Here is a 22349-nt window from a genome sequence, read left to right as displayed (position 1 = left end):
AACCAAATTGATCTCTCGGATGAAATCCATTCAAAAATAGAAGAGCGATTCAGCAGAACCGTTTATTTAAGTTCGACCCTCAAAGTGGATGACTCGCTGGACTATTTCAAAAATAAAATCGGAGAAGCCAACTTGCAGGAAGCGTATTTTGCTTCTCCCTACAAGTTGAGCGAACGGTTGCGGATCTTCCTTCCGACAGACATCACTGCCATCACCTCTTTGGATGACAAACAAGCGGCCAAACAGATTGTTTCGACTTTGCAAGAAATCGTGCTGCCGCAACAAGGCAAAGCCTTGGTGTTATTCACATCCAACCGCTTGCTGGAGGAAGTTCATGGTCAACTCAAAAATGCTGTTTCTACCGGATTCCCAGGGACGGAAATACTCGCTCAGGGTTTCTCAGGCAGTCGGAGAAGGATGCACAATCGGTTCATGTCGGCCAATGCGGCCATTTTGCTGGGTTCTGCTTCTTACTGGGAAGGGATCGATTTTTCTGATCAAGCCGTTGAAATTCTGGTGATAACCAGGCTGCCGTTCGATCCGCCGCATCGCCCTGAAAATGCCGCCTTCCAAGCATTTCATCAGGATAGAGGCAAGAAGGCTTTCTATGAAGAGTTTCTTCCACGAGCGATGATCCGTCTGAAACAGGGGATAGGCAGGCTCGTCCGATCCAGAAATACGAAAGGCGTCGTCATTTGCTTGGACGACAGATTGATCAAGAGTAATTATTCGAAACGGATGCAACAGATGCTACCGGAGGGCGTAGGCATAAAAATAGCCGGTCAAGCGGAAATAAATGCGGAAATTCAAGAATTTCTGAAAAAATAATGCGGTGGGATATTCCATCAGCTTGAAGTTTAAGGTATCATTAATAATTAGGTGAGATTGCGATTAAGTTTCAACCAAAGATAAGGAAGTGGAAGATGTGAAGAAGAATGTCATTGTGGGGACGATTGTGCTTCTTTTTCTGATGATCGTCAGCTCTTACACGATATTTTATCGAAGCCAGCAGCCGATCCTGCAAGCGCAAAAAGAAGCGACCGCCATCGCGGAAGCGAACGCCAATATCCAAAAAGTCCAGGATTTTTATTGGTACAATGGATCTGAGACGTATTTTACACTGGCTGGTATCGATGACAAGAACGAAGAATTATATGTCATCATTAAGAAAGACGGCGGTGAAACCACTATCCTGAACACGGCGGAAGTCATCACCGAAAGTGAAGCTAAATCAATCACTCAGGCGGATAAGAACCCTGAACGGATTCTGGAGGCAAGACTGGGGATAGAGAACGAAGAACCGGTTTGGGAAGTCACCTACAAAAATGCAAATAATACGATTGGTTACTATTTGATATCCGCTATTTCTGGTAAATGGCTCAAAGATATAGAAAATATATAAATTGGAGTGATTGAGATGGTAAAAATTTCCGAAAGAATGAAAAAAATAAGCGAATCCCCGACATTGGCGACATCAGCTAAAGTCAACGTCATGAAAGCGCAAGGGAAGGATGTCCTGAACTTGACCGTAGGGGAACCGGACTTCGATACGCACGTTTCGATTCTGAATGCTGCAGTAGAGGCGATCCAATCAAACAAAGCAAACCACTACACCCCGACTGCCGGTATCCTGCCATTGCGTCAAGCGATTGTGGATTATCATCAGAAATATGACGGAGTCACTTTCGCCGTCAATCAGGTCATCGTGACTGAAGGTGCCAAAAATGCTTTGTTTGCGTTATTCCAGGTCATTCTTAATCCCGGAGATGAAGTCATCGTCCCTGCGCCTTACTGGGTAAGTTATACCGAACAGATCAAATTGGCGGATGGCGTCAACGTACTTGTCGAAACAGCGCCTGAAAAAGGCTTTAAACTGACCGTGGAAGACCTGGAAAAACATCGCACCGAAAAAACGGTTGCTTTGCTTTTGAATTCGCCGTCGAACCCGACCGGTATGATCTATACGCCTGAAGAATTGAAGGCGATCGGCGAGTGGGCGGTTGAACACGACGTCTTGATCATTGCCGATGAAATATACTACCGACTGACTTATAACGGGAATAAAGCCATCTCAATCGCTTCACTTTCAGAAGAAATCAAGAACCAAACGATCATCATCAACGGAATTTCCAAAACCTACGCAATGACAGGCTGGAGAATCGGATATGCAATCGGAAATGTGGAAATCATCAGCAAAATGATTGAACTGTCCAGCCATTCGACAAGCAATCCTGCCGGACCGAGCCAATATGGCGCACTGGCTGCTTTGACCGGACCGCAAGATTTTGTTGAGGAAATGCGTGCAGCACTCGAAGCGCGACTGAACTTTTTCTATCCGCTTGTAGCAAGCATTCCTGGTTTCAAGGTGACGAAACCTCAAGGAGCCTTTTACCTGTTCCCGAATGTGAAGGAAGCCGCCGAGATGTGCGGTTTTAAGGAAGTTAAAGACTTTACGCTGGCTCTGATCGAAGAGGCTAATGTCGCTTTGGTTTCGGGCGATGGTTTTGGATACCCTGATTACGCCAGAATAAGTTATACTGTCAGAGAAGAGCTACTCGCAGAAGCAGTAGACCGCATCAAAAAATTTATCGAAACCCATAAAAAATAAACTGTTTTTTGTGGAAAAAGGGGTAGACTAGATTGACACTTATCACAATGGATCAAGCGAAAGAACATTTAGGGCAAGAGATTTCCATTGGTGCTTGGGTAACCAACAAAAGAAGCAGCGGAAAAATCGCCTTTCTGCAATTACGTGACGGCGCCCATTATTTCCAAGGCATCGTCATGAAAAATGATGTCGGCGAAGAGCTGTTCGACGTCGCAAAATCGCTGACGCAAGAAACTTCTTTGATCGTCAAAGGGATCATCCAAGAAGATACTCGTTCGAAGCTTGGCTACGAATTGCTCGTCACCGGTATCGAAGTGCTGGGGGGAAGCCAAGATTATCCGATCACACCGAAAGAGCACGGAATCGATTTCCTGATGGATCATCGTCATCTATGGCTGCGTTCATCCAGACAGCACGCCATCATGAAGATCCGCAACGAAATCATCCGCGCCACTTATGAATTCTTCAATCAAGAAGGCTTCATCAAAGTCGATCCACCGATTCTGACCGGCAGCGCGCCGGAAGGGACGACGGAGCTGTTCCACACCAAGTATTTTGATGAGGAAGCATACCTGTCCCAGAGTGGGCAATTGTACATGGAAGCGGCAGCGATGGCCTTCGGAAAAGTATTTTCATTTGGCCCGACTTTCCGTGCCGAAAAATCGAAGACGCGTCGCCACCTGATCGAATTTTGGATGATGGAGCCGGAAATGGCCTTCATGCATCAGGACCAGAGTCTGGAAGTCCAAGAAAAATATGTTGCTTATCTTGTTCAATCGGTCCTGGATAACTGTGATATCTACTTGGATACGTTGGAGCGCGACAAAGAATTGCTGAAAAAATACACGCAATTGCCGTATGATCGCATCAGCTATGATGATGCCGTAGCTTTGTTGAACGCGAACGGATTTGACGATATCGTCTGGGGCGATGATTTCGGTTCGCCTCATGAAACCTTTATCGCGAATCAATCGGAAAGACCGATATTTATCCTTAATTACCCGAAAGCGATCAAGCCTTTTTACATGAAAGAGCATCCGGATCGTCCGGAAGTCGTTTTGTGCGCGGATATGATCGCTCCCGAAGGATATGGAGAAATAATCGGCGGCAGCGAACGTGAAGTGGACTACCAACGCTTAAGCGAACAGATCGAAAAATTCGGACTGAGCAAGGAAGACTATTCATGGTATTTGGATTTGCGCAAATACGGTTCAGTGCCTCATTCCGGTTTTGGTCTGGGACTTGAAAGAATGGTGACTTGGATCTCCGGCACCGAACACATCCGTGAGTCGATTCCGTTCCCGCGTCTTCTGAACAGAATTTACCCGTAACCAGGGTGTTTCGCTAATCTGAATTGAATCATAACAGAATGGGAGTGGAACAAATAGCAGCTATTTGTTCCACTTCCTTTTACTCTAAAGGGGTTTTTAGATAAGATGTCATACAATGAATTAACCAAATGGATCGAATCAGGGCAGACACTGATTCCCAATTTATTGCTGCAGAACTACAAAAGGATCGGGCTTGCGGATACGGAATTTATCTTTGTGCTGCAGCTGAAAGCTTACATCGATAAGAACATACCTTTTCCGAATCTGGCACTGATCGCCGAAAATATGGGTATTGCCGAAAAGGATGTCTTTTCCTTGCTGCATAATCTGATGCAAAAGCAAATGATTTTGATGGAGACGAAAAATGATCTCGCGGGCAAAGTTGAGGATTCCTATTCCTTGGACCCAATCTATCAACGGCTTTTCCAATTGATGGAACGATCCGAGAAAAAACAGCCCATCCAGCAACAAGAAAAGAATATCATGACCATGTTCGAGCAAGAATTCGGGAGGAACTTATCACCCATCGAAATGCAGACCATTGCGAGTTGGATGGATATGGACCACTATCCGCTCGAATTGATCGAATCAGCTTTGAAAGAAGCGGTATTGAATCGCGTCTACAGCCTTAAATACATCGACCGCATCTTGTTGGCCTGGGAGAAGAAAAATATCAAAAGTGTCAAAGATCTGATCCAGCAGCAATCGACGCGGCCTCAAACCAATCAGGATAAATTCGATGAAAAGGCAGGAACGGATGCGCCGATGGAAGTTCCGCTTTATAATTGGCTGGACACTGACGCATAGGTGGGGTGAAGAATAATGCTATCGAAAAAAAAGACAATAGAAGCACTGGATGAGATGGCGGCGCTATTCCCGAACGCGGAGTGCGAACTGCTGCATCAGAACGTATTTCAGCTGTTGATTGCGACGCTCCTAAGCGCCCAAGCAACCGATGTTTCCGTCAACAAAGTGACGCCAGCCATGTTCAACCGATTCCCTACGCCTGAAGCTTTCCTTGCAGCCCCGCTTGAGGCGATTATGCAAGAAATCAAGACGATTGGCTTGTATAGGAACAAAGCCGCTAACATCCAAAAATGTTGCAAAATGCTGCTGGAGGACTTTGGCGGAGAAGTGCCGCGTACACTTGAAGAACTGACCAAGTTGCCCGGAGTGGGGCGCAAAACAGCAAATGTAGTCATGAGTGTCGGTTTCCATATCCCAGCGATTGCGGTGGATACCCATGTGGAACGGATAGCCAAACGTCTACGCATCGCTCCTCAGAAAGCATCGGTTTTGGAAGTGGAAATGCTGCTGATGAAAAAAATCCCGAAGGAGCGCTGGTCCGATGCGCATCACCAGATGATCTTCTTCGGCAGGTATCATTGCACAGCCAGAAATCCCAAATGCGACGTTTGTCCTTTGCTTTCAATGTGCCAGGAAGGGCAGAAACGTTTGGGTTTGAAATGAAGCGGACGATTGCAGTCTGAGGCATCCATAAAAAAACAGCCAGCTCCTTTGAATCGGGAGCTGGCTGTTTTTTTATGGATTCTGAGTTGCTTCTTCGGCATCCTGCACAACGGAGGATGATTCATCGCTTTGCGCTGATGAGCTCGAGGACGATGAAGAGGATTCGCTTGCTGCATCGTTTTTAGAATCCGCTTTGGAGGATTCCTGAGCCGGGTCGGCGATGGTCAACTGGACGGTTGAAGTGGGTGATGTGCTTGAACCGACTTTGGCGAGCAACGAAATCGTGATTGTGCCTTTATCAGGCTTGTCAATGACGATTTTGGTGTCTGTTGTCGTTTTAGATGCTCCACCTGCTGTGACAGTGTATTGCGTTTGTGCATTTGAATCGGTGCCGCTGGCTGAATATTTATCCCATTCGACGGTCAATTCGTCTTTATCGGTATTGTAGCTGGCCTTCAAACCGGAAGGCGCCAACAGCGTCACACCGTATTTCTTGGATGTGGAAGTAGGTTCCGTTCCTTTGACGAAAAGTTCTGTGGCGATCAGGCTGCTCGGCGTATTCGGGCCGGGCTTCAAAATCGGGTCTGTGTACTTTTCAATCGAGACTTTGCTGACCGATGAAGGCAGCGTCCAATCGGAGTAATCGGTATCCTCGGAGACGTAGGACATCAACTCACGATAGATATCGCGCGTCAGACTTTGTGTCTGGTAATCCAAAAAGTTTCCGTAATCTTGAGGTTTATCGTAGCCGACCCAAACGGAAATGGAATAGCTTGTTGAATAACCTGCGAACCAAGCATCTGGCGCTGCATAAGGCACGTTTGGGCCGCCGACTGCAGCCAACTGGTCATCCGTGTAGTTGGTTGTGCCGGTTTTGCCGGCCTGCGGCAGGCCGGATATCTGGGCATTCGTTGCCGTTCCTTCGGTGATGACATCCTTCAGCATATCGGTGATCATGTAGGCCGTGGATTCCTTCATTGCTTCGGTTCCGTTCGGTTCGAAGGTGAATTCTTCGCCTTCTGCAGTCGTCACGGATTGGACAGTATAGGGTTCGTAGTAAGTGCCTCCATTAGCGAAGGCTGCATAGGCCGCGGAGAGTTGGATTGGAGTCGCAACTCCGCCGATGGCATTGGATTCAACCAAATATTCCTGGTCATCGTTTGTGATCGTGATGCCCAATTTTTGCAGGAATGAAAAGGCGTTATCCGCGCCGACTTCCTGGAAAGTCTTCAAAGCCGGAATGTTGCGCGAATCGACCAAGGCTTCGCGGATAGTCTGATCGCCATTGTACTCGTTGTCGTAGTTGTTGATTTCGCTGCCGTCGGAGTAACTGTATTCCTCGTCGACGACCAATGTGCCTGTCGAGTAATCCAAGTACTCGATGGCTGGTCCGTAGACAGACATCGGTTTCATCGTCGAGCCGATGCTCCGTTCGAGCGTAGAGGCTCGGTTATAACCCAATTGGACATTCTGGTTGCGCCCGCCGATCACTGCCTCAATGGCGCCAGTATTGACGTCGACCATGGAAACACCTGTCTGCAGCAGATCATCAGGGAATTCGATATAATCGTAAGTATTCACGATATCGTAAAGACGTTGCTGTGCATCCATATCGATGTTGGTCGTAATCGTCAGTCCACCTTCGTAGACGTCCAAGCCGGTTTTTTCAGTGACTTCATCGATGACGAGTTGGATATAGGGATCGATCACCAATGATGTGTTGACATCGCCAGAGTGATCGATGATGCTCCCTTGTATTTGGACCGTTTTTGCCTCAGTACTTTCTTCGACAGTGATTTTTTCGTTCTCGACCATCATGTCCAGAACAAGGTCGCGTCTAGCTTGAGTGTCCACTGCGTTAGTGATCGGGTCATACAAGGAAGGGGCTTGCGGCATTCCCGCTAAAGTGGCTGCTTCAGCGAGTGTTACATCGGTGATGGATTTGCCGTAAAAGTATTCAGCGGCCGTTCCCATACCGTAGACATTGTTGGACATGTAGACTTTATTAATGTAAAATGCCAAAATCTCATCTTTCGAATATTCCCGTTCCAGTTGCATAGACATCCAGGCTTCCTGAGCTTTTCGTTCCAAGGTCTGGTCTTCGGAACTGGTTGAAAAATAGGATAATTTAATCAATTGCTGAGTGATGGTGCTTCCACCTTGCGAGATGCCGCCTTGCTGGAGATTCGCGAACAGGGCGCCGATGATCCGGATCGGATCGACGCCGTTATGATCGTAAAAACGTTGGTCCTCTATCGATACGATAGCGTCCTTCAAGACTTGCGGGATTTCTTCAGGGGTGACCAATGTCCGGTTCTGATCGTTTCCACCGATTTCCTTGATTTCGTTTCCGTCGGCATCCAAAATGGTCGATGCCACCGTTCCGACCAATTTTTCCTCGGTCAGTTCGGGAGCGGAGGAAACATAGTAGAAGAAGAGTCCTGCTCCGGAAGCGAGTCCGATCATCCCCAGGGCCAAAACACCGAAGATTATTTTCTTCCAGAGCGGCAGCCCGGTTTTCTTTGCATTCGCTTTCGGTTTCGCTTTCACGGCCGTTTTGCGTGGGCCTTTTGTATTTCCGTTGTTCTTTCTGTTGTTTGTGCGTGATCGTGTATTATTGCCTTCATTCGGCATGTGGTTCACCTCTTAATTATTTGATAGTGCGTTCAAGCATTTTATCCACGGCATCCAGATAATCCAATCGGGGATTGAATCCGTATGCCACTTCGATGCCATTGTCCTCAATAAAAGCCAACGGAATCGATTTACGGCCATTATTCAACGTATTTTCCCAAAAGTCAATCAGATAGGAACTGTTCAGCAAGAAAACGCGGTTAAAGCAGGAAAACCGGATCAGTACGAATGTGATCCCTTGCTGTTGGATACATCTTTTCATGTGGACGATCTGATGCTCGTGGAAGTTGCTTAAGGGTATGGCTGTCTTGTTTTTTGTTTCTTTGGCCTCAAAATCCAGATAGAGACCTTTGTAGACACCGTTATAGTCGGTAGTGGAGGACTGCCGATAGTAAGCTTCTTTGATGACGGCTGCGCTTCTTTTTGGGTAATCCACTTTAACGACTTGGATAGGCGTCGGTTTTTTATGGATGACGGCTTTTCCTGATGAAAGGTAATGCTCATTGCTGCTGTTGATCTCTTCTTCAAGCGTCATTCCGCGGTTGCTGTATACGAAGTCTTTCCTCTTTGCAGGTTTCGGTATATGCGACTCGGCATGGAACTTTTTGCCGTTCGGATAATTTACGGCCACTGACGATCACCCCCATTGAATGATTATACCAAAAACATATGATGAAAGAAATCTAAGAAAGCATTAAAATCGAAGGCTAAAGCGTTGATAACGGGCACATTTTTTGCACGAATACGGAATAATGAAGCACTTTTTGTTTACAACACCGCTTTTCTAGTGTAGTATTGGAGAGTGTGCAATATCAAATTAATTGCAATAAAATCAAGATTTTTGGAGGAAAGTAAATGACTGCAAACTGGGAAAAAACAGGCACTAACGATGGTGTCTTAACATTTGAAATTTCAGAAGAAATCATCAAACAAGAAATGGATAAGGTCTTCAACAAAGTGAAAAAGAACGTTTCCGTTCCTGGATTCCGTAAAGGTAAAGTTCCTCGTCACGTATTCAACAATATCTATGGTGAAGAATCTTTATTCGAAGATGCATTGAATGGCGCTTTGCCTGATGCTTATTCACAAGCTATCGAAGAAGCTGGATTGGATCCTGTTTCTCAACCAAAAATTGACATCAAGAGCATGGAAAAAGGCCAACCTTGGGTCATCGCTGCTGAAGTAACAGTGAAACCTGAAGTGAAGCTTGGAGAATACAAAAATCTTAAAGTTGAAAAACAAGACCGCGTCGTTACAGATGAGGATGTAGAAAACAACTTGAAAGAAAAACAAGAGCGTCAAGCTGAATTAGTCCTTAAAGAAGAAGGCGCAGAACTTGGCGACACAGCTGTAATCGACTACGAAGGATTCGTTGACGGTGTGGCTTTTGAAGGCGGCAAAGACCAAAACCATTCTTTAGAGTTGGGATCTAATCAATTCATCCCAGGTTTTGAAGAACAATTGGTTGGCGTTAAAGCTGGAGAAGAAAAAGACATTGTCGTGACTTTCCCTGAAGATTATCAAGCTGAAGATCTTAAAGGAAAAGAAGCTACGTTTAAAGTAATCGTACACGAAATCAAAACAAAACAATTACCTGCTTTGGATGACGAATTCGCAAAAGATGTCGACGAAGAAGTAGCGTCATTGGACGAATTGAAAGCTAAAATCCGCAAGGAATTGGAAGAAAGCAGAACCGCTGCAGCTGACGAAGCTGTTCAGGATCTAGCTTTGAGACAAGCCGTTGCCAATGCTGAAATCGTTGAATTGCCGCACGTAATGGTTCACGATGAAGTGCACCGTCAAATGGATCTTTTCCTGAATGATATGCAACGTCAAGGAATTTCTCCTGAATTGTACTACCAAATTACAGGTACTACTGAAAAAGATTTGCATGTCCAAATGGAATCTGATGCTGATGAACGCACGAAAACATCACTAGTATTGGAACAAATCATCAAAGATGAAAACATCGTCGTTTCTGAAGAAGAAGTCGCTGCAGAAATCGAAGAACTAGCAAAACAATATAACATGGATGCAGACCGTGTCCGTGGATTGGTCAGCCCTGATATGTTGACTAACGATATCCAAATGAAGAAAGCGATGAGCATCATCACTGATTCAGCAATCGAAGCATAAGAAAAGTTGGAACAGAATACAGAGATCGGGACATTGTCTTCCATAGTCAGTGTCCCATCTGTTTATACTCAGGGATATATTCGGACTTTAACCCCACTAGGTAAACGGATCATATTCTTTTTCAATTTTTCCTTTCTGTGTTAAGATGTAAACCGTTCGTAAGCGGTCAGGGTCACTGCGCCACAGCAGTTGGCGGATCCTGGCAAGTTCTGCTGGATCGGAAAGTAAGTATATAGAGAGGAGAATGATTGTGTTCCATGATGAAAGTATCGGGACAATACATTGTTCATTCTGCGGAAAATCTCAGGACCAAGTGAAAAAGATCATTGCGGGGCCGGATGTATATATTTGTAATGAGTGTGTAGATTTATGCAAAGAGATCATCGAAGAAGAAATCTATGCACCAAGCGAAGCGGTATTCACCGAGGTGCCAAAGCCGCAGGAAATCCAAAAGATTTTGAGCGAGTATGTGATTGGTCAAGAAAAAGCCAAACGTACGCTGTCTGTAGCGGTCTATAATCACTACAAGCGTATCGGTCAAATGAGCATGATGTCAGAAGACGATAATGTAGAGTTACAAAAAAGCAATATTTGTTTGATAGGCCCGACTGGTTCGGGTAAAACCTTCCTTGGCCAAACATTGGCACGTATCCTGGATGTCCCATTTGCGATTGCTGATGCGACAAGTTTGACGGAGGCCGGCTATGTTGGTGAGGATGTCGAAAATATCCTATTGAAGTTGCTTCAGGCTGCCGAGTTTGATGTCGAGCGGGCTGAACGCGGAATCATCTACATCGACGAGATTGATAAAATCGCCCGTAAAGGTGAAAATGTATCGATCACGAGAGACGTGAGTGGTGAAGGGGTTCAACAAGCGCTGCTTAAAATTTTGGAAGGCACTGTTGCGAACGTTCCACCGCAAGGCGGCAGAAAACACCCGCAGCAAGAGTTCATCCAAATCGACACGACGAACATTTTATTCATCGTTGGGGGTGCCTTTGACGGCATCGAAACGATCGTGAAAGAGCGTCTTGGCGAGAAAGTCATCGGCTTCGGCTCTCCTCAAGCCAAACATTTGGAAGACAAGAGCATCATGCAGCAGATCATTCCGGAAGATTTATTGAAATTCGGTTTGATCCCTGAATTCATCGGTCGTTTACCGATAATGGCTGCATTGGAAAAGCTGACGGAAGACGATTTGGTTCATATTCTGACACAACCAAAAAATGCCTTGGTAAAACAATACAAAAAATTACTTGAGTTGGATGGCGTCGAATTGGTATTCGAAGATGACGCATTGCGCTCCATCGCCAAAAAGGCACTGGAAAGAAACACAGGTGCCCGTGGATTGCGCTCCATCATCGAAAACATCATGCTGGACATTATGTTTGATATCCCAAGCAGAGATGAAATCGTGAAGTGTGTCATAACGGATAACATAGTGAACGGCATCGGTGCGCCGTTGCTGTTTGATGAAGACGGTAAACAGATCAACTAAAAATGAGCTTGCGTTTGAAGTCCGGCGAATCAGACAATTACCAATCTGATTTCCGGATTTTTTCGCATAATCATGACAGCCGGTTGCAGAAATAGTATTAAGGGTCGTTTCAATTGCAGACGGCTTTGAAAAGGAGTGGAAACAAATGCACGTAAAAGATGCGGAAATCGTAATGAGCGCGGTCGATCCCAAACAATACCCGGCCACTGGCTTTGCAGAAATTGCTTTGGCGGGGCGGTCCAATGTGGGCAAGTCATCGTTCATCAATAAACTGATCAATCGCAAAGCGTTAGCGCGGACATCAAGCAAACCGGGAAAGACCCAGACTTTGAACTTCTACCTGATTAATAATTCATTCTATTTTGTGGATGTTCCGGGTTATGGTTACGCAAAAGTTTCAAAAACGGAACGGGCAAAATGGGGCCAAATGCTAGAGACGTACTTCACACAAAGGGATACGTTACGACATGTCTTTTTGATTGTCGATTTTCGTCACGAGCCTACCGAAGACGATATTCAAATGAAGGATTTCATTGAATATTACAATCTTCCTTATTCGGTCATCGCCACCAAATGCGATAAAATTCCGCGCGGGAAATGGAATCAACATTTCTATCGCATCAAAAAAGCTTTGAATCTTCCGAGTGATGAGTCCTTGATCATGTTCTCAAAAGAAACGGGCGAAGGTTTGGAAAAAGCCTGGACCTTGATTGAGGGAATATTGACTGAGTATGATGAAGCAGCACAAGAATAAAACAAATGGAAAAATGGGCAACATCCTACTATTGGGTGTTGCCCATTCTTTGTCCATTCGTTATGATGGGTTAGACAAGGTGTTTCTCGTCGAACGAAAAAAACAGGGGAGGGTAATATGGGAACTGAGAAAAAGCTAAGCCGTTATACGACCGTAGAAAAAAGTTGGATCATGCAGGATTGGGCGAATTCGGCATACTCCATCATGATCACTACGGCGGTATTCCCTTTGTATTTCAAGTCGATCGCGGAAAGTGGCGGATTGACGGATGCTGACTCGACAGCCTATTGGGGATATGCGAATGCGGCCGCCACGCTCGTTGTGTCGTTGCTTGCTCCTGTGTTGGGAGCCGTCGCGGATTACAAAGGCTTTCGTAATCCCTTATTTACAGTCTTCACATTGGCCGGTATTTTCGCAACAATCGGGTTCGTGTTTGTGCCTGCTGCAAATTGGCTGTTTTTGTTGGGATTGTACATGTTATCGGTTATCGGTTTTTCCGGTGCAAATATCTTCTATGACGGATCCTTGATGGACGTGACGACAGAAGAACGGATGGACCGCATTTCTTCTGCAGGATTCGGCTGGGGTTATATCGGCAGTTCCATCCCGTTCGTCATCTTCATTTTTTTCCAATTGACCGGCATTTTGCCAGTGAGCACGAGCAGCATTGTGAAAGGTGGCTTCATCCTTACTGCAGTTTGGTGGTTCGTATTCACCATCCCTTATTGGAAGAATGTCAAACAGAACTATTACATCGAAAAAGAACCGCAAGTGATCCGCAAGAGTTTCCTCAGGTTATGGGAAACACTGAAGAACCTCAAGGATTACAAACAAGCCTTTTTGTTTTTGTTGGCCTATTTCTTTTACATCGACGGGGTTGGAACCATCTTCAAAATGGCGACCGCGGTCGGATCGGATATCGGCCTCTCTTCGAATGAACTGATCGTTGTCATGCTGGTTGTCCAGTTCGTGGCTTTCCCGTTCTCCATCCTGTACGGGCGTGCATCCAAACGGTTCGGCAACAAGAATATGATTTTTGTGGGTATTGTAACGTATATTTTCATTTGCATCTATGCTTTGCAGTTGGACTCCTTGCTGACATTCATTATTTTGGCTCTGCTCGTCGGTACGGCCCAAGGAGGCGTGCAGGCGTTGAGCCGATCCTTATTCGGCCAACTGATTCCGAAAGAGCAAGCGAACGAATTCTTCGGATTCTATAACATCTTCGGGAAATTTGCGGCAGTGGTCGGTCCGCTGCTTGTCGGAGTTATCTCGCAGCTGACAGGAAACTCGTTGGATGGGTTTTTTGCCCTGATCATCTTGTTCGTGATCGGTGGGCTCCTGTTGTTTTTTGTGAAAGTTCCGGATCTGAAAGGAGAACAGCTGAGCTGATCGCTTGGATGCCCGTCTGAGTAAATATTTGCATGTGTTGTGCAGATGTGGTAAAATTTATTTTGCATCTTTATGCGCGTTTTTATAAAATGAAGACATTTCTTCAAGGTGGGAGACATTTGGCAGAACGTATTTCAGAAGAAAAATTAGCGCAGATCAGAACCGAAACAAATATTGTTGATGTCGTCAGCCAATATGTACAACTCAAAAAAAGAGGCAAGAATCATTTCGGATTTTGCCCGTTCCATGACGAGAAGACCCCCTCATTTTCTGTGGCAGAAGAAAAACAGATTTTTCACTGTTTCAGCTGCGGAAGAGGAGGGAATGTTTTTACTTTTTTGATGGATGTCGAGGGTATTTCATTCGTTGAAGCAGTCATTAAGACAGCCGAATTAAGCAACATTGAATTGGATTTCTCGTACGAAAACCATGCGCAAGATAATCCGCTGCAGTCAAAAAAAGAAAAACTGATCCAAATCCATGAGGAAGCTGCGGCTTTTTACCATCAGGTGCTCATGAACACCGTTACGGGGCAAGCTGCACTGGATTATATGATCCAACGCGGCTTCACGCCGGAGACACTAAAAGAATATCAAATAGGTTTCTCTCCATCCAATCGGACAGCACTCTTTCAAATGCTGAAAGCGAAGGCATTCGATGAAGGCCTCCTTCAGGAAAGCGGTATTTTCACGGATAGGCAAGGCCAAAACGAACTCTTCGATCGGTTCTCAGCCCGGATCATTTTCCCGCTGCGGAACGCTAAAGGAAAGACGGTCGCTTTTTCCGGCCGAATTTTGCAGGCAACCCCAGCGGATGAATCAGGTTACCATGAAGCGAAATATCTGAACAGCCCCGAAACACTGTTGTTCAACAAACGGGATTTCCTTTTCAACTTCGACAAGGCCCGCAGTGAAATCCGGAGACATTCAGAAGTGATCCTTTTTGAAGGGTATATGGATGTCATATCCGCTTGGCAAGCGGGTGTTAAAAATGGCGTCGCCTCGATGGGGACAAGTCTGACGGATGAACAGAACCGGATACTGACGAAGACGGCCGACAAAATAGTCATTGCCTATGACGGCGATCGTCCCGGGGTCGAAGCGACCAAGCGCGCCATAGAAATACTGGAACGCAACAAGCACTTCGATATCTCGATTTTCCCGCTGGAAGCAGGTATGGATCCGGATGAATACATCCAGCAGAAAGGCTCCGAGGCGTTCGTCAAGGCCCTGAAAAACAATCGGGAAACGGTCATCCAGTTCTATTCCCGCTACCTAAAGATGAATCTGAATCTGGATTCCGAAAAAAATCGCATCACCTATATCGAAACCATGCTTAAGGCATTGGCCCCCTTGGATTCATTGATCGAAAGAGAGCTTTACATGAAGGACATCGCGGATGAATTCAGTATTCCGGTAGATATCCTGCAGAAGCAATTGAAGGGGTATCAACAAGAAGTGCTTCAGCAGCGGCCTGAACGCGAGCCGGTCAGGAGAGCCGTGCCGCATGATGCCGCACCTCACGCGATGTATCCAAGCACGAACAAACGCAAAGTGACCCAGGCAGAGCAAAGTGAAAAACAACTGCTTTACCGGCTGTTTCATTTCGAAGAGGTCTGGTCGTATCTGAACGAAATTGATGCAGATTTCAATTTCATCCACGATGATTATCAGACGATCTACATTTTGTATGAAGAGTTTTTCAGGCAGACTGGGTTGGTCGGGAATATCGACCAATTTTTGGACCGCATCAACAATCAAGCACTTCAAAATGTGATTACGGAGATCGAATGGTTCCAATTGGATTCGGAAGTCACCTATCAAGAAATTCAGGATCTCGTCCATATCATCCGTGATAAATCTTCCCTTCAGGACCAACTGACCAAGAAACAGGCAGAAATGAAGGAAGCCCGAAAGAAAAATGACAATGAGCGTCTGAAGACAATCATGTTGGAAATCGTTTCCCTATCAAAAGAATTAAAAGCAACAAAGAAATAGCCCGCATCGAATGGAGGAATCATTTTATGGCAATCGAAAAAAATGATCAAGGTTTCACGTTAGAACAGGTAACCAAAAAGCTGATCGCAGAACATAAATTATTGGGGTCCGTTTTCTACGACGAATTGGCCGACAAGATAGCTACACCTTTCCAATTGGACGCGGATGCAATGGATAAGCTGATACAAAAAATGGAAGACGGCGGTGTCAGTGTCGTAGACGCAGACGGCGGTCCGACTGCCCGTCAACTTGCCAAAGAAACAGTGAAGCCAGAAAAACCAGCAGCAGCCAAAAAGGACGAAGAAGAAGACCCGATGGCTGTGCCTCCTGGAGTGAAAATCAACGATCCGGTCCGTATGTACCTGAAGGAAATCGGCCGGGTGCCTTTGTTGAACGCAGAGGAAGAAGTCAATTTGGCACTCCGCATCAAAGAGGGCGATCAGGAAGCGAAACAACAATTGGCTGAAGCCAACTTGCGTCTGGTCGTTTCCATCGCAAAACGTTATGTGGGCCGTGGCATGCAATTCTTGGATCTTATCCAGGAAGGGAACATGGGTCTGATGAAAGCTGTTGAAAAATTCGACCACACTAAAGGGTTCAAATTCTCCACCTACGCAACTTGGTGGATCCGTCAAGCCATCACCCGTGCCATAGCCGACCAAGCCAGAACAATCCGTATCCCTGTGCATATGGTTGAAACAATCAATAAATTGGTCCGTATCCAACGACAATTGCTACAGGATCTAGGTCGCGAACCAACACCAGAAGAAATCGGTGCCGAAATGGACCTTCCGACTGAAAAAGTCAGAGAAATCCTGAAAATCGCCCAAGAGCCCGTTTCCTTGGAAACGCCTATCGGAGAAGAGGATGATTCCCATTTAGGCGATTTCATCGAAGATCAGGAAGTCCTGAGTCCGGCTGACCATACTGCTCAAACACTACTGAAGGAACAACTTGAGGAAGTGTTGGACACTTTGACCGACCGCGAGGAAAATGTCTTGCGTCTGCGTTTCGGACTTGATGATGGCAATGTACGGACCTTGGAGCAAGTTGGGAAAGTATTCGGAGTCACCCGCGAGCGGATCCGTCAAATCGAAGCGAAAGCTTTGCGCAAACTGCGTCATCCGAGCCGTTCGAAACAATTAAAAGATTTTCTTGAGTAATAAGCACCCTAACCCGAGGTATTGCACTCGGGTTTTTCTTATGCCATTTTCTGAATGATATACGGATTAAGGGGATATATGAATTGGAATTATGCTAAAATAGTACTATCAGCAAAAAAAGAAATGGAGGGATAAGGTTGAATAATCAACAATTATCCGTAAGACTCGAGACGGTTGCAGGTTTTGTGCCGGGAAATGCCAGATTGGCCGATATCGGCTCCGATCACGCGTATCTGCCTTGTGTTTTGGCAGCGCGCGACGTCATCAGTTACGCATTGGCAGGGGAAGTTGTGAAAGGCCCCTTCGAATCGGCAGCGGAACAGATCAGAACATCTGGGGTAGGCGATCGCGTCAGCGCCAGACTTGGCGATGGCATGGATGTTATCAAATCGACGGATCATATAAACGTCGTCACCATCTGCGGGATGGGTGGGGACTTGATTTCCAAAATTCTGGAAAAAGGCAGGATTAAAGATAAATTGGTCGGTGTGGAACGGTTGATCCTTCAGCCCAATAACGGAGAAAAGAAACTGCGTGAATGGTTGATCGCCCACCAATACAAAATCATCGACGAAACGATATTGGAAGAAAACGGAAAGATCTATGAGATCATCGTCGCCGAAAATGCAGAGACGGCGGAAACATACTCTGATCTCGAATACAGCTTCGGCCGTTTCCAGCTTCAGAAGAAAAATGAAACGTTCCGCAAAAAATGGTTATCCGAAATCGACAAATGCCAATACATCTTGGACAGCATGCAAAAAGCAAGCAACGATCTGAACGAAAAAGAACAGCAAGTGATCAATAAAATCAATGAAATTAAAGAGGTGCTGGAATCATGAAAAGCATTACTGGTTATGAATTCATCGAGTTATTCGAATCGCATGTTCCGACTTGGCTGGCAGAGGAGGGGGATCCGGTAGGGCTCCACTTGGGGGACTTGAGTCGACCGGTCCGCCGTATTTTGGTTACGCTCGATGTCCGACCAGAAGTCGTCCAGGAAGCCATCGAAAAACAAGTCGATTTCATCTTCTCCCATCATCCGCCGATCTACAGACCGTTAAAAAATCTGGACGTTTCAGACAAGCAAACGAAGATGTACGTGGATCTGCTGAAACATGACATCAGCGTCTATGCGGCCCATACGAATCTGGACAATGCCAACAACGGGATGAACGATTGGCTATCTGAGGCGTTGGGGCTTTTGGATGTCGAAATCATGGACGTCACGAAGCGCGTGCCTGTGAAAAAAATATCCGTATGCGTGCCGAATGCGGAATGCAATCGTGTCCGTGTGGCTATGACGGATGCAGGAGCGGGGAACATTTCCGACGAATACACCCACTGCTCATACGAAGCGCAAGGAGTAGGCCGCTTCACGCCGCTTGAAGGCGCAAAACCTGCCATCGGCCACATCAACGAACCTGAAGCGGTGCAAGAAAAGAAAATTGAGATGATCGTCGAAGACAAGTATTTGGCGGAGGTGTTGGAGGCGCTGTATGAATCGCATCCTTACGAAGAACCCATCTATGAAATCTATACAATCAATAATTTCCAGCGTGAATATGGTTTGGGAAGGGTCGGTAATTTAGCGTTGCCGATGTCGTTGCGCTCATTTATCCAGTACGTGAAGGATGTTTTTCAGATCGAAGGCATGCGCTTCATCGCAGCCGATTTGGATCAGACAATCACCCGCGTTGCCATCTGCGGCGGGGATGCCGGCAAATATTATCGGAAAGCAATCAAAAAGGGTGCGGATGTTTATATCACGGGTGACGTCTACTATCACACGGCCCACGATATGCAGGCTGATGGATTGACCGTCATAGATCCGGGCCATCACATCGAACAGATCTGCAAACCGAAGTTATTGGAATTATTCAATGCATGGAAAAAAGAAAATGAGTGGGATCTGGAAGTCATCGCTTCCGAAATCAATACGGATCCTTTCATTTTCGACAGTCAATTGTGAGAGGATGTCAATAAATGCAAGAAAAATTAGTGGACCGTTTTCTGAAATACATTAAATTCGAGACAAGATCGGATGAAGAAAGCTTGACCGTGCCTTCTACCCAAAATCAAGTGGACTTCGCAAAAAATATTTTGATGCCGGAACTGGAAGCCATCGGACTTTCGGATATCCAATATAATGAGGCCAATGGCTTCGTGACGGCTCTTTTGCCGCGCAATTCCCAAAAAGAATTTCCTGCAATCGGGTTCATCGCCCACATGGACACAGCTGATTTTGAAGCGGCGAATGTAAATCCGCTTATTTGGGATCACTATGCGGGCAACGATTTGATTTTGGATGCGCAAGCACAGGTGCTTCTTTCACCAAAGGATTTCCCCTCTTTGAAGAACTACATCGGCCAGACGTTGATCACTACCGATGGGAAAACGTTGTTGGGTGCGGACGACAAAGCCGGCATCGCCGAAATCATCACAGCCTTGGAAGCGATAAAAGCAGCGGATGAAATCGAACACGGGGACATCAAAGTCGCTTTCGGACCGGATGAAGAAATCGGCCGTGGAGCTGATCTTTTTGATGTGGCTGCTTTCGGCTGCGACTTTGCTTACACGATGGACGGCGGACCCTTGGGAGAACTTGAATTTGAAAGCTTCAATGCTGCGCAAGCTATCGTAACGATCCATGGCAAAAATGTGCATCCAGGCACTGCCAAGGACACGATGGTGAATGCCATCAAATTGGCCATCGCTTTCGACAGCGCCTTGCCGCAAACTGAAGTCCCTGAACAAACCGAAAAACGCGAAGGCTTTTATCACCTTTTGGGCGTTGAAGGCAATGTGGAAGAGAGTAAGCTGACCTACATCATCAGAGATCATGACAAGGAGCTCTTCGAGAACCGGAAATTGACCATGCTTTCGCTCGCGGAGCGCATGAATAAGGAATGGACTGAAGAACGCATCGTTATCGAAATGCACGATCAGTACTACAACATGGGGGAAGTGCTGAAAGAAGATATGCGTCCAGTCGATCTGGCTGAAGCGGCAATGAAGTCACTGGGGATCACCCCGATCATCGAACCGATCCGCGGCGGTACGGACGGATCCAAGTTGTCCTTCATGGGTCTGCCCACTCCGAATATCTTTGCCGGGGGAGAAAATTTCCACGGACGTTATGAATTTGTGTCTGTGCAATCAATGGAGAAGGCCGTTGCGGTCATCGTGGAGATCATCAGACAAAGCCAAGGATACGGAAAGCAATGAGAAATCCAGTGCTCGTATATTTCATCCTAGCGAACGTGTTTCTTTTCATCTTGATGGGTGTCGATAAAAAGAAAGCGCGGCAAAGGGCTTGGCGCATACCGGAACGCAACCTGCTCCTACTGGGATTTTTTGGCGGCGGCCTGGGCGGCCTGCTGGGGATGCATCATTTCCGCCATAAAACGAAACACATGAGTTTCAAGGTAGTCTTCACTTTGGGTACACTTTTGACCGGGGTAACATCCTATTTCTTATTCATATGAAAATTAAATGCCGCTATTACCCATTTTCGGGAGATAGCGGCATTTTTTATTTGTTTTTCATTAGGAATTGGAGGGATACGGCTTCGTGGCCGGCGTGGGTCATGACGCTGGCGCTGGCGTAGGACATGTGCATCTGGGCGTTGGGGAACGCAGCCTTCAGCATGTCGACGATTTGGTTTGAATATTCTGATAAGCCGACATGCGTGATGCCGATCGCTTCAACATCCAGGTATTTTTGCTTCAGTTCTTCGATAATCTCTTCGTAGCGTTTTACGATTGCTTTCGTGCCGCGGCCTTTGATATCGGTAGTCAATGCGCCGTCGATCATTTTCAGGTTGGCTTTGATGTTCAACAGCGTTGTGATGCGTCCCATCGTTTTTCCAATGCGTCCCCCCTTGACCATATTTTCCAGGTTGACGATGCTGATGTAAAGCAGGGTGCGCTCCTTAATGGCAGTGATTCGAGGCAATGCTTCAGCCACTGTCAATCCTTCAGCGGCACATTTGGCTGCTTCCAATACTTGGAAGGCAGTGGCTCTTGCGCAAAACTTTGAATCGATGACGGTGACTTTACCGTGGGCGAGTTTAGCCGCCTGGTGAGCAGAATTGACGGTTCCGCTCAGTGTTTCGGTGACATGGATGGACAAAACTTCGCTGCCATCAGCTGTCAATTCGTTGTATTTATCCAAAAAAGTGCCCATGGCTGGTTGGGATGATTTTGGCAATTCCTTGCTGTTCATCATTTTTTCAAGAAACTCGGGTTTGGTTATGGTGACGCCGTCGTGATACAGCACGTTATCAATCATGGATGAGAGCGGGATTACGGTGATTCTATATCTGTCAATTTCTTCTGCGGACAATTCCGTAGTGGAATCGGTCACAATTTTGAAGTTTGGCATGATGATTCTCCTCCATTGCAGTCTTATTTCCTTAAGCATAGCAGATTTTACAGGAAAAGTAACGCAGTTATCACTATGATTGTAAGCATATTCTTCTATTGTTGATGTTTTTTCGTGTAGAATAGATTATGCTATAATAGGTTAGTTGTAGAAGAAAGTAGGTTACAGACATATGGACGGAATATTACCTTTATGGAAAGAACGCGGCATGACAAGTCACGACTGCGTATACAAACTTAGAAAAATACTGAAAACTAAAAAGGTGGGGCATACCGGTACACTGGATCCGGAAGTTGATGGCGTTTTGCCGATTTGCATCGGAAAAGCCACAAAAGTCGTTGAGTTTTTGACTGACACGGACAAAGCATACGAAGGGGAAATCACTATCGGAGTCGCCACAACGACGGAAGACAGCCAGGGTGAAACGATTGCGAAGGCACCGGTTGCGCAAGACTTGTCTTTGGCCGAGATCGATGCAGCAATGGAGGCAATGGTAGGCGAAAGCATCCAAGTTCCGCCGATGTATTCTGCGGTCAAGGTGAACGGAAAAAGGCTGTACGAATACGCCCGCCAAGGGTTGACCGTCGAAAGGCCGCAAAGAACCATCCACGTCATGAGTTTCGAGCGGATTTCAGAACCTGTCTACCATCCGGAAGAGCAAACGATGTCCTGGTGCTTCCGGGTCACTTGCGGAAAAGGGACCTATGTGCGGACTTTGGCTGTCGATTTAGGCGCATCCTTGGGTTATCCTGCGTACATGTCAAGCTTGACGCGCACGATGAGCGGATCCTTCACGAAGGATGATTGCCTCACGTTGCAGCAAGTGGCTGAAGCAATGGCTAACAACGAAATTGACGCGCGTCTGAAGCCGATCGACTCGGTATTCGAAACGTATCATCAAGTTGCGCTTGATGATGAACTGTGGGACAAGGTGAAAAATGGTGCTGTTCTTCCGAAAGAGGGGCCATTCGAAACAATGG

Annotated in this window: 20 protein-coding genes; 17 read left to right on the top strand and 3 right to left on the bottom strand. The window is 46.3% G+C overall.

From position 1 onward, the window contains the following. The 6 genes from WBM30_RS04205 to nth all read left to right on the top strand — a co-directional run. Positions 1 to 828 (top strand): ATP-dependent DNA helicase (locus WBM30_RS04205; protein WP_424899526.1); only part of this gene is annotated, 828 nt, incomplete at its 5' end. Positions 829 to 925: 97 nt separating this feature from the next. Continuing rightward, positions 926 to 1402 carry a DUF5590 domain-containing protein gene (locus WBM30_RS04200; RefSeq protein WP_424899525.1) on the top strand — a complete coding sequence of 159 codons (477 nt, stop codon included), beginning with the start codon at positions 926 to 928 and terminating at the stop codon, positions 1400 to 1402. Positions 1403 to 1417: 15 nt separating this feature from the next. Beyond that, the gene (locus WBM30_RS04195) at positions 1418 to 2608 is read left to right on the top strand and encodes a pyridoxal phosphate-dependent aminotransferase (RefSeq protein WP_424899524.1); all 1191 of its coding nucleotides are present in this window, start codon (positions 1418 to 1420) and stop codon (positions 2606 to 2608) included. 32 nt (positions 2609 to 2640) lie between these two features. Further along, a complete protein-coding gene (gene asnS / locus WBM30_RS04190; protein WP_424899523.1) occupies positions 2641 to 3939 on the top strand; it encodes an asparagine--tRNA ligase in 1299 nt (432 codons plus the stop codon). Between the two features lie 105 nt (positions 3940 to 4044). Then, positions 4045 to 4746 carry a DnaD domain-containing protein gene (locus WBM30_RS04185; RefSeq protein WP_424899522.1) on the top strand — a complete coding sequence of 234 codons (702 nt, stop codon included), beginning with the start codon at positions 4045 to 4047 and terminating at the stop codon, positions 4744 to 4746. 15 nt (positions 4747 to 4761) lie between these two features. Beyond that, the gene (gene nth, locus WBM30_RS04180; RefSeq protein ID WP_424899521.1) at positions 4762 to 5409 is read left to right on the top strand and encodes an endonuclease III; all 648 of its coding nucleotides are present in this window, start codon (positions 4762 to 4764) and stop codon (positions 5407 to 5409) included. Between the two features lie 72 nt (positions 5410 to 5481). On the opposite strand, the gene WBM30_RS04175 is transcribed toward nth, so the two are convergent. Continuing rightward, entirely contained in the window at positions 5482 to 8043 is a 2562-nt protein-coding gene (locus WBM30_RS04175) for a PBP1A family penicillin-binding protein (RefSeq protein WP_424899520.1), read from the bottom strand. Between the two features lie 16 nt (positions 8044 to 8059). Next, positions 8060 to 8674 carry a Holliday junction resolvase RecU gene (recU, locus tag WBM30_RS04170; RefSeq protein WP_424899519.1) on the bottom strand — a complete coding sequence of 205 codons (615 nt, stop codon included), beginning with the start codon at positions 8672 to 8674 and terminating at the stop codon, positions 8060 to 8062. Positions 8675 to 8898: 224 nt separating this feature from the next. Here recU and tig point away from each other — a divergent pair, with 224 nt between their 5' ends. From tig to WBM30_RS04120, 10 genes are all read left to right on the top strand, one after another. Then, entirely contained in the window at positions 8899 to 10179 is a 1281-nt protein-coding gene (tig, locus tag WBM30_RS04165) for a trigger factor (protein WP_424899518.1), read from the top strand. A gap of 244 nt (positions 10180 to 10423) precedes the next feature. Next, positions 10424 to 11677 carry an ATP-dependent Clp protease ATP-binding subunit ClpX gene (gene clpX / locus WBM30_RS04160; protein WP_424899517.1) on the top strand — a complete coding sequence of 418 codons (1254 nt, stop codon included), beginning with the start codon at positions 10424 to 10426 and terminating at the stop codon, positions 11675 to 11677. Positions 11678 to 11822: 145 nt separating this feature from the next. Next, positions 11823 to 12431: a ribosome biogenesis GTP-binding protein YihA/YsxC gene (gene yihA, locus WBM30_RS04155; protein ID WP_086985088.1), complete on the top strand. Its 609-nt coding sequence runs from the start codon at positions 11823 to 11825 to the stop codon at positions 12429 to 12431. 117 nt (positions 12432 to 12548) lie between these two features. Then, the gene (locus tag WBM30_RS04150; protein ID WP_424899516.1) at positions 12549 to 13823 is read left to right on the top strand and encodes an MFS transporter; all 1275 of its coding nucleotides are present in this window, start codon (positions 12549 to 12551) and stop codon (positions 13821 to 13823) included. 119 nt (positions 13824 to 13942) lie between these two features. Continuing rightward, entirely contained in the window at positions 13943 to 15820 is a 1878-nt protein-coding gene (gene dnaG / locus WBM30_RS04145) for a DNA primase (protein WP_424899515.1), read from the top strand. 26 nt (positions 15821 to 15846) lie between these two features. Then, positions 15847 to 16983 (top strand): RNA polymerase sigma factor RpoD, encoded by a 1137-nt coding sequence (rpoD, locus tag WBM30_RS04140; protein ID WP_086628032.1) that lies wholly within the window; start codon positions 15847 to 15849, stop codon positions 16981 to 16983. A 137-nt stretch (positions 16984 to 17120) separates the two neighbouring features. Then, positions 17121 to 17825 (top strand): tRNA (adenine(22)-N(1))-methyltransferase, encoded by a 705-nt coding sequence (locus WBM30_RS04135; RefSeq protein ID WP_424899514.1) that lies wholly within the window; start codon positions 17121 to 17123, stop codon positions 17823 to 17825. Continuing rightward, positions 17822 to 18955, top strand: coding sequence for a Nif3-like dinuclear metal center hexameric protein (locus WBM30_RS04130; protein ID WP_424899513.1), 1134 nt, complete (start codon positions 17822 to 17824; stop codon positions 18953 to 18955). Before WBM30_RS04135 ends, WBM30_RS04130 begins: the two co-directional genes overlap by 4 nt. Positions 18956 to 18969: 14 nt before the next feature. Beyond that, on the top strand, positions 18970 to 20211 hold the full coding sequence (gene pepT, locus WBM30_RS04125) for a peptidase T (RefSeq protein WP_424899512.1): 1242 nt from the start codon (positions 18970 to 18972) through the stop codon (positions 20209 to 20211). Then, positions 20208 to 20471, top strand: a complete 264-nt coding sequence (locus tag WBM30_RS04120; RefSeq protein WP_424899511.1) for a DUF1294 domain-containing protein — start codon at positions 20208 to 20210, stop codon at positions 20469 to 20471. The genes pepT and WBM30_RS04120 overlap by 4 nt, the downstream gene beginning before the upstream one ends. Before the next feature lie 46 nt (positions 20472 to 20517). Here WBM30_RS04120 and WBM30_RS04115 read toward each other — a convergent pair whose 3' ends face one another. Continuing rightward, positions 20518 to 21369 carry a DegV family protein gene (locus tag WBM30_RS04115; RefSeq protein ID WP_424899510.1) on the bottom strand — a complete coding sequence of 284 codons (852 nt, stop codon included), beginning with the start codon at positions 21367 to 21369 and terminating at the stop codon, positions 20518 to 20520. A 172-nt stretch (positions 21370 to 21541) separates the two neighbouring features. Here WBM30_RS04115 and truB point away from each other — a divergent pair. Further along, the coding region (truB, locus tag WBM30_RS04110; RefSeq protein ID WP_424899509.1) for a tRNA pseudouridine(55) synthase TruB at positions 21542 to 22349 on the top strand (808 nt) is incomplete at its 3' end.

This window comes from Trichococcus sp. (assembly GCF_049684335.1).
GTDB lineage: Bacteria > Bacillota > Bacilli > Lactobacillales > Aerococcaceae > Trichococcus.
This window is presented reverse-complemented; position numbering and strand designations above follow the sequence as displayed.

Bases quoted from the DNA above. Each gene is read 5' to 3' on its own strand.
- pepT (WP_424899512.1), top strand. From the start codon at position 18,970: ATGCAAGAAAAATTAGTGGACCGTTTTCTGAAATACATTAAATTCGAG.
- WBM30_RS04115 (WP_424899510.1), bottom strand. From the start codon at position 21,369: ATGCCAAACTTCAAAATTGTGACCGATTCCACTACGGAATTGTCCGCA.
- tig (WP_424899518.1), top strand. From the start codon at position 8,899: ATGACTGCAAACTGGGAAAAAACAGGCACTAACGATGGTGTCTTAACA.
- rpoD (WP_086628032.1), top strand. From the start codon at position 15,847: ATGGCAATCGAAAAAAATGATCAAGGTTTCACGTTAGAACAGGTAACC.
- WBM30_RS04130 (WP_424899513.1), top strand. From the start codon at position 17,822: ATGAAAAGCATTACTGGTTATGAATTCATCGAGTTATTCGAATCGCAT.
- WBM30_RS04185 (WP_424899522.1), top strand. From the start codon at position 4,045: ATGTCATACAATGAATTAACCAAATGGATCGAATCAGGGCAGACACTG.
- WBM30_RS04120 (WP_424899511.1), top strand. From the start codon at position 20,208: ATGAGAAATCCAGTGCTCGTATATTTCATCCTAGCGAACGTGTTTCTT.
- WBM30_RS04175 (WP_424899520.1), bottom strand. From the start codon at position 8,043: ATGCCGAATGAAGGCAATAATACACGATCACGCACAAACAACAGAAAG.
- clpX (WP_424899517.1), top strand. From the start codon at position 10,424: ATGATTGTGTTCCATGATGAAAGTATCGGGACAATACATTGTTCATTC.
- nth (WP_424899521.1), top strand. From the start codon at position 4,762: ATGCTATCGAAAAAAAAGACAATAGAAGCACTGGATGAGATGGCGGCG.
- WBM30_RS04195 (WP_424899524.1), top strand. From the start codon at position 1,418: ATGGTAAAAATTTCCGAAAGAATGAAAAAAATAAGCGAATCCCCGACA.
- yihA (WP_086985088.1), top strand. From the start codon at position 11,823: ATGCACGTAAAAGATGCGGAAATCGTAATGAGCGCGGTCGATCCCAAA.
- WBM30_RS04150 (WP_424899516.1), top strand. From the start codon at position 12,549: ATGGGAACTGAGAAAAAGCTAAGCCGTTATACGACCGTAGAAAAAAGT.